A 15,775-nucleotide genomic window follows, 5' to 3' on the forward strand; every position below is an offset into this window, starting at 1 on the left:
GTGGCGCATTATAGGGAGTTATTTCTGCCTGACAAGAGGAAATTTAAAATAATTTCTCAAGTGCCTGGTATTTACCCAAAACGCCATTAAACCGCTAGTTTTTCGAGCGTTTCAAAGCCATAACGCTGTAAAACGGGTAATAATTGTTCAGCTCCTGGCGTCATTGCCATGCAATAAGCAATATTGGCATCGGTTGATTTCGCATCCGGCGCTTCATGTTCCAACAGCCAGGCTGTACGACGCGCTATCGCCGCGCCGGAATCCACTAACCGCGTCCCTTCGGGCAGGACTTGCAAAAGCTCGTCCCGTAATAGAGGAAAATGCGTACACCCCAGAACGACCGTGTCAGGCGGCTCCGGCATTCGTAGCCATGGGCGTAATATGCGACGCAGCTCTTCCAGCGATACCGAGTCGCCATGTAGTTTAGCTTCCGCCAGTTCCACCAGTTCTGCCGACCCCAACATCGCTATTTGACATTCATTGGCGAAGCGCGCAATCAGCTCGTGAGTATAAGGACGTTTGACCGTCGCTCTCGTCGCCAGTAGCCCAACGACGCCATTGGCGGTCAGCCGCGCCGCTGGTTTAATCGCAGGCACAACGCCCACCACCGGGAAGGCAAACTTTTCACGTAATGCCGGAAGTGAGACCGTACTGGCGGTATTGCAGGCAATCACCGCCAGTGAAAGGGGATAGCGCTGCTGTACCGCAGTCACAATCTCGACAACGCGCTCGACGATAAACGTTTCGCTCTTTTCCCCGTAGGGGAAAGCCACGTTATCGAAAGCATATATATAGTGGAGATCCGGCAGGAGCCGCCGAATCTCATCATAGACCGACAATCCACCGACGCCGGAATCAAATACCAGCACGGTGGGACGTGGTTCAGAAGGTGTAGCTGCCAGACAAGGTGTATTCTCGTCCTGCAGTTTGGTAGCCATAAACTGTCTCGTAATCTTTGTCGAACAGGTTGGCTATTTTACCACGAACTGTCAGATGTGAGGTGACCGGATATGAAACCGTAAGATCCCATAAACTGACGCCGCCCATTTTTACCGTCCGGTATGGGTAAGCGGAGTAGTCCGAATCATAGCGGGAACCAAGGTATTGATATGTCACCCCCCAGTCAAAATCGTAAACGTCCCAGTCGAGTTGATATTTCGCCATCTGTTTGGAACGACGAAGTAATGGCGTATCGGTAATCGCATTACGCGCATCAACGTAATCATAACTGACCGTATGCGTTAACGGTCCGGTATCGAAATTCGCCGTCGCCTCAATACCTTTAATGCGCGCCTTACCTTCGTTGTAATATTTTTGCAGATGATCGTCATAATCGATCATGTCATTAATATCGTTACGATAACCTGAAATACGCCAGCTGACGCCAGCGGTTAGCCCTTCAAATGCGCCTTCCCACTGTTTACTCTTTTCAGGATTCAGGTTCGGATTACCGTAATAACCATACAGTTGGCCTAAATTAGGCGCTTTGTAGGAGGTTCCGTAGGAGGCAATAAAGCGATAACCTTCTATAAACTCCCATCCCGCGCTGGTTTGCCATGTACCATGACGACCAAACTGGGAGTTGTCATCACTGCGCGCCGCCGCTTCCAGAGTGAAGTCACCCAACTGTTGTAATCCTGTCAGGTAAACCCCAGTATTACGCTGGTCATATCCCTCGGGCACATAGCCGGTACCTGGCGTGGTAGTCTGTTTCTGCCAGTCTACGCCCGCCCCAACATTACCGTGCCCCACGACCACACTGTTGGTCCATTGAACATTGTACTGTTTCATCTCATCCAGCGTGGCGGAGGTATCATACCGGCCATAGTGCGGATCATAGTTGTAATCTTTACTGTGGCTATAGCTTGAAACCAGCTGAGACTGAATACGTTCGCCATTAAAGCGCAGCCCGGCGTCCCAGCTTTGGCTATAAAGTTTGCGTGTATCAATCAGCGGCGAGCCCGGCGAGTAATAGGCGTCGTAATCGGTACGGTTATCGTAGCCATAACCACGCACGAATCCGCTCCAGCGATCAGAAAAGGTATGCTCTAACGCGCCATAAAGCGTTTTACTCAAAAAGCCGTCCCGGTCAGGCTGCGCCTGCATCCCGGTACCGCCTTTCGCTACCACGTCAAACCCTTTGGTGTATTCGTAATCACCGATCAACGTCGCCCGCGTGTTTTCGCCAAGTTGCTGTTGCGTCGAGATGTCGTAATTCTGGTAGCTATTGCTTCCCCATCCAGCGGTTAATTCTGTGCCTGGGTTATCGCGCGTCGTAATGATATTCACTACGCCACCGATAGCATCGGAACCATAAATAGCGGAACGCGGACCGCGAATATATTCAATGCGCTGTACCAGCGACACTGGGAACTGGCTGAGATCGGCGGACCCGCTCACGCCTGCTAAATTCAGACGCACGCCGTCAATCAATACCAGTACATGGCTGGAGTTGGTGCCGCGAATGAAAATGGAGGAGTTTTGTCCGGCGCCGCCGCTCTGCGCAATATCGACGCCAGGCAAACGGCGCAGAACATCATTTACGGAGGTCGATTGCCAGCGTTCAATATCCTGACGCGTCACGATGGTAACGGGCGCCAGAACCGCGCTGCGCGGCTGCTGAAAACGGTTGGCGGTAACAACCAGGGTATCCGGGCTAGTGTCCTGCGCCCAAGCGGAAAAGGCCGTGACGGAGAACGCCGTCAGCAGCGTAGCTTTTTTAATCATTGTAAAGCATCCACAATATAAGAAGGATGCCGCAGGCTTCATCGATAGTACGCGATGATGAAAAACCAGATGCGACGTTAGCCGGCAGGTCTTCGGGCTTGGAGGGTTATCCGTTGGCTGGATAGCAGAAATGATGACTTCCCGCCGGAGGCAGTGTCTGCTTACGCTCTCATCTCACCTTTCCTTACCGCTGCGCGTCAGCTCCAGATTTTCACTGGATTCCCTATTAACTCACAGGACCGGCCCACGGATGCTACCGTCTGTCACAACACCCTGTCCAGACCGCGCATCACAAATCAGAAATCATCAATAGCTGGACATCCACTGAGCAATCCCTACAATCCCCGCGTACTTTTATTATTCAGGATGCGATATGACCCCCGAACATCTTCCGACAGAACAGTATGAGGCGCAGCTGGCCGAAAAAGTGGCGCGCTTGCAGAGTATGATGGCGCCGTTTTCTGGCCTGGTTCCGGAAGTATTTCGCTCGCCGGTCAGTCACTATCGTATGCGTGCGGAATTTCGCCTGTGGCATGACGGCGATGACCTGTACCACATTATGTTTGATCAGCAGACCAAAAGCCGGATTCGCGTTGACACCTTCCCGGCGGCCAGCCAACTGATTAATACCTTAATGAAGGCGATGATTGCCGGCGTGCGCGATAATCATGCACTGCGGCATAAGCTGTTCCAGATTGATTATCTCACGACCTTGAGCAACCAGGCGGTAGTGTCGTTGCTGTACCATAAGAAGCTGGACGAAGAGTGGCGTGAAGCCGCCACTACGTTACGCGATGCTTTACGCGCGCAAGGTCTGAACGTACATCTGATTGGCCGGGCCACTAAAACTAAAATCGAATTGGATCAGGATTATATTGATGAGCGTCTGCCTGTGGCAGGTAAAGAGATGATCTACCGCCAGGTCGAAAACAGCTTTACGCAGCCAAACGCCGCCATGAATATTCAGATGTTAGAGTGGGCGCTGGAGGTGACGAAAGACTCAAAAGGCGATCTGCTTGAGTTGTATTGCGGCAACGGCAATTTTTCTTTAGCGCTGGCGCGCAACTTTGACCGCGTGCTGGCAACCGAAATCGCCAAACCGTCCGTCGCTGCCGCACAGTACAATATTGCCGCTAATCATATTGATAATGTGCAAATTATTCGCATGGCGGCGGAAGAGTTTACCCAGGCGATGAATGGCGTTCGTGAGTTTAACCGCCTGCAGGGGATCGACCTGAAGGGCTATCAGTGCGAAACCATTTTTGTCGATCCGCCGCGCAGCGGTCTGGACAGCGAAACGGAAAAAATGGTGCAGGCTTATCCACGTATTCTGTACATTTCCTGCAATCCGGAAACGTTGTGCAAAAACCTGGAAACGTTAAGCCAGACGCACACGGTGTCTCGCCTGGCGCTATTCGATCAGTTCCCGTATACGCATCATATGGAATGCGGAGTATTACTCACCGCAAGGTAAAATGTACGTCGGATGGCCGGTTATACCGCCATCCGGCCTTCGCACACTATTCCGCGGTGTCCTGCTTGCGGTTACGCAGTTTAAAGCCAATCCAGAATACCAGAATCACCGACAGCACCGCCGGGAAGAAATTAGAGCCAATATCCGGATATTCTGCACGCACCACGGTGCTATACAGTAAAACGCCAAGAATGAAACAGGCGGCGGCCAACCCCGGCAAACCTACCGGCATAGTACGATTTTGGTAGCGCTGATGCAGACAATATACCGTCAGCACCAGCGAGATAACCGGGAATACGGAGAACGGCACAATAGCGCTAAACAGCGCCGCGAATGTGCCGTTAATCGATAAGCCAGCGATGAGCGCCAGCAACAGCGTACCTTTATCTTGACCTGACTGTTTCATTACTCGTCCTTCACGTTATTCGGAATGATGTGCTATTTTCTCTTGCTCACGGCGATACCAGTAATACGCCCCTTTCGCAATCATGCGCAGTTGCAATACCAGCCGCTCTTCTAATTGCCGACGCTGTTCAGCGCCGATGTCCAACGCCTCTGCGCCCGCGCTAAAGACAATAGTCACCATCGCTTCGGCCTGGGCTTCAGTAAACGCGCGCGGCATATGGTTTTCGAGTTCCAGATAGTCGGCAAGTTCCGCAATAAAATGCTGAATCTCCCGCGCGACGGCGGCACGAAACGCCGCTGAAGTGCCGGAACGCTCGCGCAACAACAGACGGAAGGCGTTGGGGTTGTTGCCGATAAACTCCATAAATGTGGAGACCGACGTGCGAATGACGCTGCCGCCTTTTGCGATGCGCTGTCGCGCCTGACGCATCAACTGACGCAGCATCAGACCGCTTTCATCCACCATCGTCAGACCGAGTTCATCGACATCGCGAAAATGACGGTAAAACGACGTTGGCGCAATGCCCGCTTCACGCGCCACCTCACGCAAACTCAGGCTGGCGAAACTCCGCTCAGCGCTCAGTTGGCTGAATGCGGCTTCCACCAGCGAACGCCGGGTTTTTTCTTTTTGTTGCGCTCTAACACCCATCACAATGTCTGAATCCTTCCATATGCCTTATTCAGCACTATACCAGAGAATAAAAGTAACGGGTTCACACTGGATTGTGAATGATTGTTTACAGACAGTTTGTGCTCCGGCTTCGCAAAAAAGCACAACGATAATTGGGTTAAAGCCGGGCAAATGTTATCATCGTGTTTATTTTATGTATAAAAACAGGTGAGTAATACCATGCCACATTCCTGGGATTATGATGCAGTCGTCATAGGGTCAGGCCCCGGCGGTGAAGGCGCTGCAATGGGTCTGGTTAAGCAAGGAGCACGCGTCGCGGTGATTGAGCGTTATCATAACGTTGGCGGCGGATGTACCCACTGGGGCACCATCCCATCCAAAGCCCTTCGCCACGCCGTCAGCCGCATTATTGAATTTAATCAAAACCCGCTCTATAGCGACCACTCCCGTCTTCTTCGTTCTTCATTCGCCGACATCCTTAATCATGCCGATAACGTGATTAATCAACAAACGCGTATGCGTCAGGGGTTTTATGAGCGTAACCACTGTGAAATCTTGCAGGGCAACGCCCATTTTATTGACGAACATACCCTGGCGCTGGAATGCCATGACGGCACGGTTGAAACTCTGACGGCAGAAAAATTTGTTATTGCCTGTGGTTCGCGGCCTTACCATCCCAATGATGTGGATTTCTCGCATCCGCGCATTTATGACAGCGACTCAATCCTGAGTCTCCACCATGAACCGCGCCACGTTATTATTTACGGCGCCGGCGTTATCGGCTGCGAATATGCGTCCATCTTCCGCGGTATGGATGTGAAAGTGGATCTGATCAACACCCGCGATCGCCTGCTGGCCTTTCTCGATCAGGAGATGTCCGACTCTCTCTCTTACCATTTCTGGAATAGCGGCGTGGTTATTCGCCACAATGAAGAGTATGAGAAAATCGAAGGCTGCGATGATGGCGTCATCATGCACCTGAAATCCGGCAAAAAACTGAAGGCTGACTGCCTGCTTTATGCTAATGGCCGTACCGGTAACACCGATTCGCTGGCGCTGGAGAATATTGGTCTGGAAACAGACAGCCGTGGACAGCTCAAAGTCAACAGTATGTACCAGACCGCCCTGCCGCACGTCTATGCGGTGGGCGACGTGATTGGCTATCCCAGTCTGGCCTCCGCCGCCTACGATCAGGGGCGTATTGCAGCGCAGGCGCTGGTGAAAGGCGAAGCGACCGCGCATCTTATCGAAGATATCCCCACCGGGATTTATACCATTCCGGAAATCAGTTCTGTCGGCAAAACCGAGCAGCAGTTAACGGCAATGAAAGTGCCTTACGAAGTGGGCCGCGCGCAGTTTAAGCATCTGGCGCGAGCGCAAATCGTCGGCATGAACGTCGGCACGCTAAAAATTCTCTTCCACCGCGAAACCAAAGAAATTCTGGGGATTCACTGCTTTGGCGAACGCGCCGCCGAAATTATTCATATCGGCCAGGCGATCATGGAGCAGAAAGGTGGCGGTAACACCATCGAATACTTCGTTAACACCACCTTTAACTACCCAACCATGGCGGAAGCTTATCGGGTTGCGGCGTTGAACGGCTTAAACCGCCTGTTTTAACGCCTTGTCGAAATGGCCATCCATTGCGCCACGGATGGCCTCTGCCAGTTGCTCATAACGGCTACGCAGCGGCGATCCCGGGCGATAAACCAGCCCCACGGTACGACGCGGCTCCGGCTTAATGCATGGCAGATAAATCACGCCGTCGCGCTTACGCTCCTGCGGTACGGCCAGCGCGGGGAGCAGTGTAATACCACTGCCCGCCGCCACCATGTTGCGCAGCGTTTCCAGACTGGTCGCCCGGAAATGGGTATCTTCATCCGCTCCCGCTTCAAAACAGAACCCCATCGCCTGATCGCGCAGACAGTGGCCATCTTCCAGCATCAGCAATTTCTCGCCTGCCAGGTCGGACATCGGCACGCGATCGCGATTCGCCCACGGATGATCCTCATAAATAGCCAGCATCATGGGCTCATCAAACAGCGGCACTTCGATAAACGCCTCGCTCTCTTTCACCAGCGCCAGAATAGCGCAGTCAAGCTTGCCGCTATCGAGTTGCGCTAACAACTGATGCGTTTGCGCCTCATGCAGATACATTTCCAGCTTCGGGAAAGTCTGGTGCAACATTGGAATGATAAGCGGCAGCAAATAGGGACCAATCGTTGGGATTAAACCAATATGCAGCGGGCCGGACATCGTCTCGCCTTGTTGGCTTGCCATCTCCTTGAGCACCTTGACCTCACGCAGTACGGTACGCGCCTGATCCACCAGCAGTAAGCCCGCCTGGGTAAACAGCACCTTACGGCTCGTACGCTCCAGCAGCATAACGCCCAGCTCATCTTCCAGCTTGCGTATTTGCCCACTAAGGGTTGGCTGGCTGACGTGACAGGAGTCCGCCGCTCGCCGGAAATGGCGATGTTCGGCTAACGCCACCAGATATTCAAGATCACGAATATTCATTATTCATCCTCCGTCGCCACGATAGTTCATGGCGATAGGTAGCATAGCAATGAACGATTATCCCTATCAACCTTTCTGATTAATAATACATCACAGAACGGAGCGGTTTCTCGTTTAACCCTTGAAGACACCGCCCGTTCAGAGGGTATCTCTCGAACCCGAAATAACTAAAGCCAACGTGAACTTTTGCGGACCTCTGGTCCGCTTTTTTTTGCGTAAAAAAGCCCGGCGTCGCTGATGCTCGGCCGGGCAGTATTACCTGATAGCGCTACGCTTATAAGGCCTACAACGCGAGGCGCGCCTTCGCATCGTCGATGGCCTGCGCCACCTGCTGCGGAGAAACGCCGCCTTTTGCCGCCCGTTTATCCAGACACGACTGCAAAGACAATATCGGATACACATCGTCGCCAATCACGCGGCTGAATTTCTGTAAATCGGCCAGCGGCAACGCTTCCAGCGGCTTACCCTGGAGAATAGCTTCTACCACCGCTTCGCCGACAATATGGTGCGCTTCGCGGAACGGCACGCCTTTCGCGACCAGGTAATCCGCCAGCTCCGTGGCGTTGGCATACCCCTGTTGCGCCGCGTCCTGACAACGTGGGCGTTTCACCTGAATACCGTCCAGCACCAACGCCGCCATATGCAGGCAGTCAAGCCAGGTATCGAGCGCATCGAACAGCCCTTCTTTGTCTTCCTGCATATCTTTGTTATACGCCAGCGGCAGACCTTTTAAAGTCATCATCATGCCGGTTAGCGCCCCTTGTACGCGACCGCACTTACCGCGAATCAGCTCCAGCGCGTCCGGGTTTTTCTTCTGCGGCATTAACGATGAACCGGAAGTCACGCGGTCAGAAAGCTCTACAAAGCCCGCTTCACCAGAATTAAAGAAAATCAGATCTTCCGCGAAGCGTGACAGATGCACCATGCCGATAGCCGCATCAGAAAGCAGTTCCAGTACGTGGTCACGATCGGACACGCTGTCCAGGCTGTTGCGGGTCGCAGACGTAAAGCCCAGCCAGCCTGCCAATTGTTCACGGTCAATCTCATAGGCCGTTCCCGCCAACGCGCCGCAGCCTAGCGGACTCACGTCCAGACGTTTAAGCGTGTCCTGCAGGCGGCTTTCATCGCGCGCCAGCATTTCGACATACGCGAGACACCAGTGGGCGAAAGTCACCGGCTGCGCGCGTTGCAGATGGGTATATCCCGGCATTACCGCGTCCTGGTTCGCCTGCGCGGTTTCCACCAGCGCGCTCTGTAGCTGGCGGTTAGCGGTAAGCAGTTCCCTCACCGTCTCTTTGCACCACAGTTTCAGGTCCGTCGCCACCTGATCGTTACGGCTGCGTCCGGTGTGCAGCTTTTTACCCAACTGACCCACTTTGTCGATGAGCTTACCTTCCACCCAACTATGGATATCTTCCGCATCGCTTTGCAGGATTTGCTGCGGATTCGCGCGAACCTCTTCCAGCAGCACGTTCAGCGCTTCTTCCAACTGTCGTTGCTCATCGGCAGTCAGTACGCCTACCGTGACCAATGCTTTGGACCAGGCCACAGAACCGACAATATCCTGCTCCGCCAGACGGTAATCGAAGCGCAACGAATCATTGAATTGTTTAAACCGCTGGTCTGCCGCCTGTGTAAAACGCCCACCCCAAAGTGCCATAATAGACTTCCTTAAATTCTTCGAATTTCACTGCCGGATGGCGCTACGCTTATCCGGCCTACAATTTCTGATCACGTAGGCCCGATAAGGCGCAGCCGCCATCGGGCGAACAAATAGTTAAGCCAGAATACGCGTGCCAATCGGCGTGCCGTTAAACAGTGCAGGCAATTGCTCCGCATGACGCCAGGAAGCGATATCCACCGGGCGACCCAGCGCCCGCGCAGCATCGAGGGCCGCATTCACTTTCACAATCATCCCGTCGGTAATAATGCCCTGGTCGATAAGCTGCTCGGCTTTGGACGCTGTCATTTCGGCGATACGCTGGCCTTTGCCGTCCAGAATACCGCTCACGTCGGAAAGCAGGATCAGATCGGCCCCCAGCGTCGCCGCCAGCGCGGTTGCCGCCTGATCGGCGTTGACGTTCATCAGTTGGCCGTCGTCTGTTACGCCAATGGAGCTGACCACCGGCAGAAAGCCGTTTTCCAGCAGCATGTTAATCAGCTTCGGCGACCCCGGCTGCGCCAGCCCGACGTGGCCTAACGCTTCATCGAGTTGGGTCACGTTTACGCTGTCGCCATCGCCCAGAAACAGACCAACAGAGGCGATACGGTGTTTCTTCGCCCAGGCCAGCAGAGTCTTGTTAGCGGTTCCCGCCAGCGCGCCGGTAATGATGCCAATCTGATCGGCAGGCGTCACGCGCAGGCCGTCTTTCTTTTTCACTGGCAAATTCAGCCCTTTCATCAGCTCATCCACCACGCAACCGCCGCCGTGAACAATCACCAGCGGACGCTGATGGGACTCACGATAGTTGACCAGCGCGGTAAAAAGACGTTCCAGAGCCTCTTCGCTATCCAGTAATACGCCACCCAGCTTGATAATTAATGGATTCATCATTTCACCCTTAAATAAGAGACTGCGTTTCAGCGAAGCCAAAACGAATATTAGCGCACTGTACTGCCTGCGCCGCTGCGCCTTTCAACAAGTTGTCTTCGGTTGCCACCACAATCAGATGTTCGCCCTGGACGGCAAAACCAATATCGCAGAACGGCAGCCCGACGACGTTCTTTAACGCCGGAACGCCTTTGTCATACAGGCGCACCAGCGGTTTGTCGCCATAGGCTTTTTGCAACACGTCGGCGACCTGCGCATGGGTTACTCCCGCTTTCAGGCGGCAGGTAATGGTTTCCAGAATCCCGCGCGGAAAATTTCCCAGATGCGGGGTGAAGATGACCTCCGCGCCCAGATGGGCGGCGATTTCCGGCTGATGACGATGCGTAAACACGCCATACGGTTGCAGACTCACTTCACAGAAACTGTTCGAAATTGCTGCCTTGCGCCCCGCGCCGCTCACCCCGCTGGTGGCGTTAATTACCGGCCACTGCGTCAGATCCAAAAGTCCGCCGTCAATCAGCGGTTTTAGCGACAACTGCGCTGCGGTTGGATAGCAACCAGGAACCGCAATCAGATTCGCCGTGTTCAGTTTATCGGCATTCCACTCCGCCAGACCGTACACCGCCTGCTCCAGCAGCTCAGGATACTGATGAGTAAATCCGTAGTACTTTTCATAGAAGGCGCGATCGTTTACCCGAAACGCGCCGGAAAGATCGAATACGACGCATCCGGCCTGTAAAAATTGCGGCGCCAGATCGTGGCTCACTTCATGCGCTGTCGCCAGGAACACCACATCAACATCTGCACTAAAATCACGTACATCCGACATCGGTTGCAATGGCAGGTCGACAATCCCTTTTAGCTGCGGATGTAAATCAGAAATTAACTTTCCTGCATCATTGCTTTGCGCTGAGACGGTCAAAGCGGTTATGGTCATATGTGGGTGGCGATTTACGTAGCTTACAAGCTCTGCGCCCGCATAACCGCTAGCGCCTACAATCAGCGTATTCAACATCGGGTTCCTTTATGCTCAACGTTAATGTATTTTTATTCATAATTAATGCATGAATATTGATACTATCATGACCTGAGGTGTGTCAACAATGAAAAACGTTTTACCGCCATTTATCGAGATTTACCGCGCTCTGATTGCCACACCGTCGATAAGCGCAACCGAAGAATCCCTGGATCAAAGTAATGCGTCTTTAATCACTTTGCTTGCAGGCTGGTTCAGCGATCTTGGTTTCAACGTAGAGGTTCAACCGGTTCCAGGAACGCGAAACAAATTTAATATGCTCGCCAGCACCGGACATGGCGCGGGCGGTTTGCTGCTGACCGGCCATACCGACACGGTTCCCTTTGATGACGGACGCTGGACGCGCGACCCGTTCACGCTGACCGAGCACGACAATAAGCTCTATGGCCTGGGCACTGCGGATATGAAAGGCTTCTTCGCTTTTATTCTGGACGCGCTACGTGACGTTGACGTCACAAAGTTGAAAAAGCCGCTCTACATTCTGGCGACCGCCGATGAAGAGACCAGCATGGCGGGGGCGCGTTATTTTTCCGAAACCACGGCATTACGTCCGGACTGCGCGATCATTGGCGAACCGACGTCGTTGCAACCGATACGCGCGCACAAAGGGCATATCTCTAATGTCGTTCGCGTCCTGGGGCAGTCCGGTCATTCCAGCGACCCGGCGCGTGGGGTTAACGCCATTGAACTGATGCACGATGCGATTGGCCATATCATGCAACTGCGTGACTCGCTGAAAGCGCGGTATCACTACGAGGCGTTTACCGTTCCGTATCCAACGCTGAATCTGGGCCATATCCACGGCGGCGATGCCTCAAACCGTATCTGCGCCTGCTGCGAATTGCATATGGATATTCGTCCACTGCCGGGCATGACGTTAAACGACCTTAATGGACTGCTTAACGACGCGCTGGCCCCGGTAAGCGAACGCTGGCCGGGCCGTCTGACGGTAGCGGAATTACATCCGCCGATTCCAGGTTACGAGTGTCCACCGGACCACCAACTGGTTGAAGTAGTAGAAAAACTGTTGGGAACAAAAACCGACGTGGTGAACTACTGTACTGAAGCGCCGTTTATGCAGACATTATGTCCAACGCTGGTGCTTGGTCCGGGCTCAATTAATCAGGCGCATCAGCCGGATGAATATCTCGAAACGCGTTTTATTAAGCCAACCCGGGAATTGATTACCCAGGTAGTACACCATTTTTGCTGGCATTAATGCATATTGCCCGGTGACACGATGTTTACCGGGCCTACCCCGTTTTGTAGGCCGGATAAGCGCAGCGCCATCCGGCATCTCTACGCCACATGTTCATAAGCATTTCTTATTTGGCACGATGCGAATTAACTTTAATAAATTACCGCCATTTTTTCGTTTGCTGAACCGATTTCGCAGTAATTGACGCCACGGGTTTTACGTGGCTTTATAAAGATGAGAAGTGATGTGAAAACGCTTGGTCCGAAAGATTTCGCGTTGCGGCAAGACGGCAAACGAGCACATCCCAGGGAGCTTACATAAGTAAATGACCTGGGTGGGAGAGTGCAGCCAACGCCGCCGCAGCGTGAAAGATGCAGGACAATTACAACAGAGATGGGGTGTCTGGGATCATATGAACGAACAATATTCCGCGTTGCGTAGTAATGTCAGTATGCTCGGCAAGGTGCTGGGAGAAACCATCAAGGATGCGCTGGGAGAACACATTCTTGATCGCGTAGAAACAATCCGTAAGCTATCCAAATCTTCACGCGCCGGCAATGAAGCTAATCGCCAGGAGCTGCTCACCACGCTACAAAATTTGTCTAATGACGAACTGCTGCCAGTTGCACGCGCGTTTAGTCAGTTTCTGAACCTGGCCAATACTGCCGAGCAATACCACAGCATTTCGCCAAAAGGCGAAGCCGCCAGCAACCCGGAAGTGATTGCCCGCACTCTGCGCAAACTGAAAAACCAACCGGACCTCAACGACGCAACCATCAAAAAAGCGGTAGAGTCGCTGTCGCTGGAGTTGGTGCTAACCGCCCATCCGACAGAAATTACCCGCCGTACGCTTATTCACAAGATGGGTGAAATCAATAACTGTCTGAAACAGCTTGATAATACCGATATCGCCGACTACGAACGCCATCAGGTGATGCGTCGCCTGCGCCAGTTGATTGCCCAATCCTGGCATACGGATGAGATCCGCAAGCAGCGTCCAAGCCCGGTGGATGAAGCCAAATGGGGCTTCGCCGTGGTTGAGAACAGCCTGTGGCATGGCGTACCTAACTATCTGCGTGAACTGAACGAACAGCTGGAAGAAAATCTCGGCTACAAATTACCGGTGGATTTTGTGCCGGTACGTTTTACCTCCTGGATGGGCGGCGACCGTGACGGCAACCCGAACGTGACGGCGGATATCACCCGCCACGTACTCTTGTTAAGCCGTTGGAAAGCCACCGATCTGTTCCTGAAAGACATTCATGTTCTGGTATCAGAACTGTCGATGGTCGACGCCACGCCGGAGCTGCTGGCGTTAGTGGGCGAAGAAGGCGCGTCTGAGCCGTATCGCTACCTGATGAAAAAATTGCGCGCCCGTCTGATGGCGACTCAGTCCTGGCTGGAAGCGCGTCTGAAAGGCGAGAAACTGCCCAAACCGGATGGCCTGCTGACGCAAAACGAGCAGCTCTGGGAACCTCTGTACGCCTGCTACCAGTCGTTACAGGCCTGCGGCATGGGCATTATCGCCAATGGCGAGTTACTCGACACGCTCCGCCGCGTGAAGTGTTTCGGCGTACCGCTGGTGCGTATTGATATCCGTCAGGAGAGCACCCGCCATACCGAAGCGCTGGGCGAAATTACCCGCTACCTTGGTATTGGCGACTACGAAAGCTGGTCGGAAGCCGACAAGCAGGCCTTCCTGATCCGCGAGCTGAACTCCAAACGTCCGCTGCTGCCGCGTAATTGGGAGCCGAGCAACGATACCCGCGAAGTGCTTGAAACCTGCAAGGTTATTGCCGAAGCGCCAAAGGGGTCGATCGCCGCCTACGTGATATCAATGGCGAAAACGCCGTCTGATGTGCTGGCTGTGCATCTGCTGCTGAAAGAGGCAGGTATCGGCTTTGCCATGCCGGTCGCGCCGCTGTTTGAAACCCTCGACGACCTGAACAATGCCGACGACGTGATGACCCAGTTGTTGAATATCGACTGGTATCGCGGGCTGATTCAGGGTAAGCAGATGGTCATGATCGGCTACTCCGACTCGGCAAAAGACGCCGGCGTTATGGCCGCGTCATGGGCGCAGTATCAGGCGCAGGACGCCCTGATTAAAACTTGTGAAAAAGCCGGCATCGAGCTCACCCTCTTCCACGGCCGCGGCGGCTCTATTGGCCGTGGCGGCGCGCCAGCCCACGCGGCGCTGCTTTCGCAACCGCCAGGCAGTCTGAAAGGCGGCCTGCGCGTGACCGAGCAGGGCGAGATGATCCGCTTCAAATACGGCCTGCCGGAAGTCACCGTCAGCAGCCTGTCGCTCTACACCAGCGCAATTCTGGAAGCAAACCTGCTGCCGCCGCCGGAACCGAAAGATAGCTGGCGTCATATTATGGATGAGCTTTCCGTCATCTCCTGTGAAACCTACCGCGGCTACGTGCGAGAAAATAAAGACTTTGTACCGTACTTCCGCTCCGCGACGCCGGAACAAGAGCTGGGCAAATTGCCGCTCGGCTCACGTCCGGCGAAACGTCGTCCAACTGGCGGCGTCGAATCGCTGCGCGCGATTCCGTGGATCTTCGCCTGGACGCAAAACCGCCTGATGCTGCCAGCCTGGCTGGGCGCGGGTACTGCGCTGCAAAAAGTGGTGGAAGACGGTAAACAAAGCGAACTGGAAGCCATGTGCCGCGACTGGCCGTTCTTCTCCACGCGTCTTGGGATGCTGGAAATGGTGTTCTCGAAAGCCGACCTGTGGCTGGCCGACTATTACGATCAGCGTCTGGTGGCGAAAACGCTATGGCCGCTGGGCAAAGAGCTACGAGACCTGCTGGAAGAAGACATTAAAGTGGTGCTGGCGATTGCCAACGATTCGCACCTGATGGCCGACTTACCGTGGATTGCGGAGTCCATTCAGTTAAGAAACGTTTATACCGATCCATTAAACGTGTTGCAGGCCGAGTTGCTGTATCGTTCCCGTCTGACTGAAGAGCAGGGCAAATCGCCCGATCCTCGCGTCGAACAGGCGTTGATGGTCACGATTGCGGGCGTCGCCGCCGGTATGCGAAACACTGGCTAACGCCAAAAGAAAGCCGCCCTCACGCAGTTATGTGGGGGCGGCATGAAATACTGCTGTCATCCTCGTCATTTTTTCAATATATTCCTGTCTGCATTTTATGCATTTATAAATCTTTCTTAGAGCCTATCCCACCAGGCGTTATTGGCGCAGCCAGTTTGGACACGGACAG

The 15,775-nt window shown here is 53.8% G+C and carries 12 protein-coding genes and 1 riboswitch; of the genes, 4 read left to right on the forward strand and 8 right to left on the reverse strand.

The features are described from left to right. Positions 1-86: 86 nt before the first annotated feature. Both murI and btuB read right to left on the reverse strand, forming a co-directional pair. A complete protein-coding gene (gene murI / locus ACLD4K_RS20830) occupies positions 87-938 on the reverse strand; it encodes a glutamate racemase (protein WP_000201804.1) in 852 nt (283 codons plus the stop codon). After that, positions 883-2,727 (reverse strand): TonB-dependent vitamin B12 receptor BtuB, encoded by a 1,845-nt coding sequence (btuB, locus tag ACLD4K_RS20835; RefSeq protein ID WP_411012433.1) that lies wholly within the window; start codon positions 2,725-2,727, stop codon positions 883-885. The genes murI and btuB overlap by 56 nt, the downstream gene beginning before the upstream one ends. 65 nt (positions 2,728-2,792) lie before the next feature. Beyond that, positions 2,793-2,986, reverse strand: a riboswitch (cobalamin riboswitch). 114 nt (positions 2,987-3,100) lie between these two features. Between btuB and trmA the strand changes: the two genes are divergently transcribed. Then, positions 3,101-4,201, forward strand: a complete 1,101-nt coding sequence (gene trmA, locus ACLD4K_RS20840; protein ID WP_411012434.1) for a tRNA (uridine(54)-C5)-methyltransferase TrmA — start codon at positions 3,101-3,103, stop codon at positions 4,199-4,201. Between the two features lie 46 nt (positions 4,202-4,247). On the opposite strand, the gene ACLD4K_RS20845 is transcribed toward trmA, so the two are convergent. Together ACLD4K_RS20845 and fabR are read right to left on the reverse strand one after the other, a co-directional pair. Next, a complete protein-coding gene (locus ACLD4K_RS20845; RefSeq protein ID WP_000813838.1) occupies positions 4,248-4,607 on the reverse strand; it encodes a YijD family membrane protein in 360 nt (119 codons plus the stop codon). A 15-nt stretch (positions 4,608-4,622) separates the two neighbouring features. Then, positions 4,623-5,258, reverse strand: a complete 636-nt coding sequence (fabR, locus tag ACLD4K_RS20850; RefSeq protein ID WP_000971958.1) for an HTH-type transcriptional repressor FabR — start codon at positions 5,256-5,258, stop codon at positions 4,623-4,625. Positions 5,259-5,456: 198 nt separating this feature from the next. Between fabR and sthA the strand changes: the two genes are divergently transcribed. After that, positions 5,457-6,857 (forward strand): Si-specific NAD(P)(+) transhydrogenase, encoded by a 1,401-nt coding sequence (sthA, locus tag ACLD4K_RS20855; RefSeq protein ID WP_001120789.1) that lies wholly within the window; start codon positions 5,457-5,459, stop codon positions 6,855-6,857. On the opposite strand, the gene oxyR is transcribed toward sthA, so the two are convergent. The 4 genes from oxyR to argC all read right to left on the reverse strand — a co-directional run bounded on the left by oxyR (position 6,840) and on the right by argC (position 11,323). Next, entirely contained in the window at positions 6,840-7,757 is a 918-nt protein-coding gene (gene oxyR / locus ACLD4K_RS20860) for a DNA-binding transcriptional regulator OxyR (RefSeq protein ID WP_183059329.1), read from the reverse strand. The genes sthA and oxyR overlap by 18 nt on opposite strands. A gap of 283 nt (positions 7,758-8,040) precedes the next feature. Next, on the reverse strand, positions 8,041-9,417 hold the full coding sequence (gene argH / locus ACLD4K_RS20865) for an argininosuccinate lyase (RefSeq protein WP_079944599.1): 1,377 nt from the start codon (positions 9,415-9,417) through the stop codon (positions 8,041-8,043). Positions 9,418-9,534: 117 nt separating this feature from the next. Next, the gene (gene argB / locus ACLD4K_RS20870) at positions 9,535-10,311 is read right to left on the reverse strand and encodes an acetylglutamate kinase (protein WP_411012435.1); all 777 of its coding nucleotides are present in this window, start codon (positions 10,309-10,311) and stop codon (positions 9,535-9,537) included. A gap of 7 nt (positions 10,312-10,318) precedes the next feature. Further along, a complete protein-coding gene (gene argC / locus ACLD4K_RS20875; RefSeq protein ID WP_000935332.1) occupies positions 10,319-11,323 on the reverse strand; it encodes an N-acetyl-gamma-glutamyl-phosphate reductase in 1,005 nt (334 codons plus the stop codon). 88 nt (positions 11,324-11,411) lie between these two features. Here argC and argE point away from each other — a divergent pair, with 88 nt between their 5' ends. After that, entirely contained in the window at positions 11,412-12,563 is a 1,152-nt protein-coding gene (gene argE, locus ACLD4K_RS20880; protein ID WP_000800208.1) for an acetylornithine deacetylase, read from the forward strand. Between the two features lie 391 nt (positions 12,564-12,954). After that, positions 12,955-15,606, forward strand: a complete 2,652-nt coding sequence (gene ppc, locus ACLD4K_RS20885) for a phosphoenolpyruvate carboxylase (RefSeq protein WP_411012436.1) — start codon at positions 12,955-12,957, stop codon at positions 15,604-15,606. The last annotated feature ends 169 nt before the right edge of the window (positions 15,607-15,775 follow it).

This window comes from Salmonella sp. 741265055_HSA (genome assembly GCF_046569525.1).
Lineage (GTDB): Bacteria > Pseudomonadota > Gammaproteobacteria > Enterobacterales > Enterobacteriaceae > Salmonella > Salmonella enterica.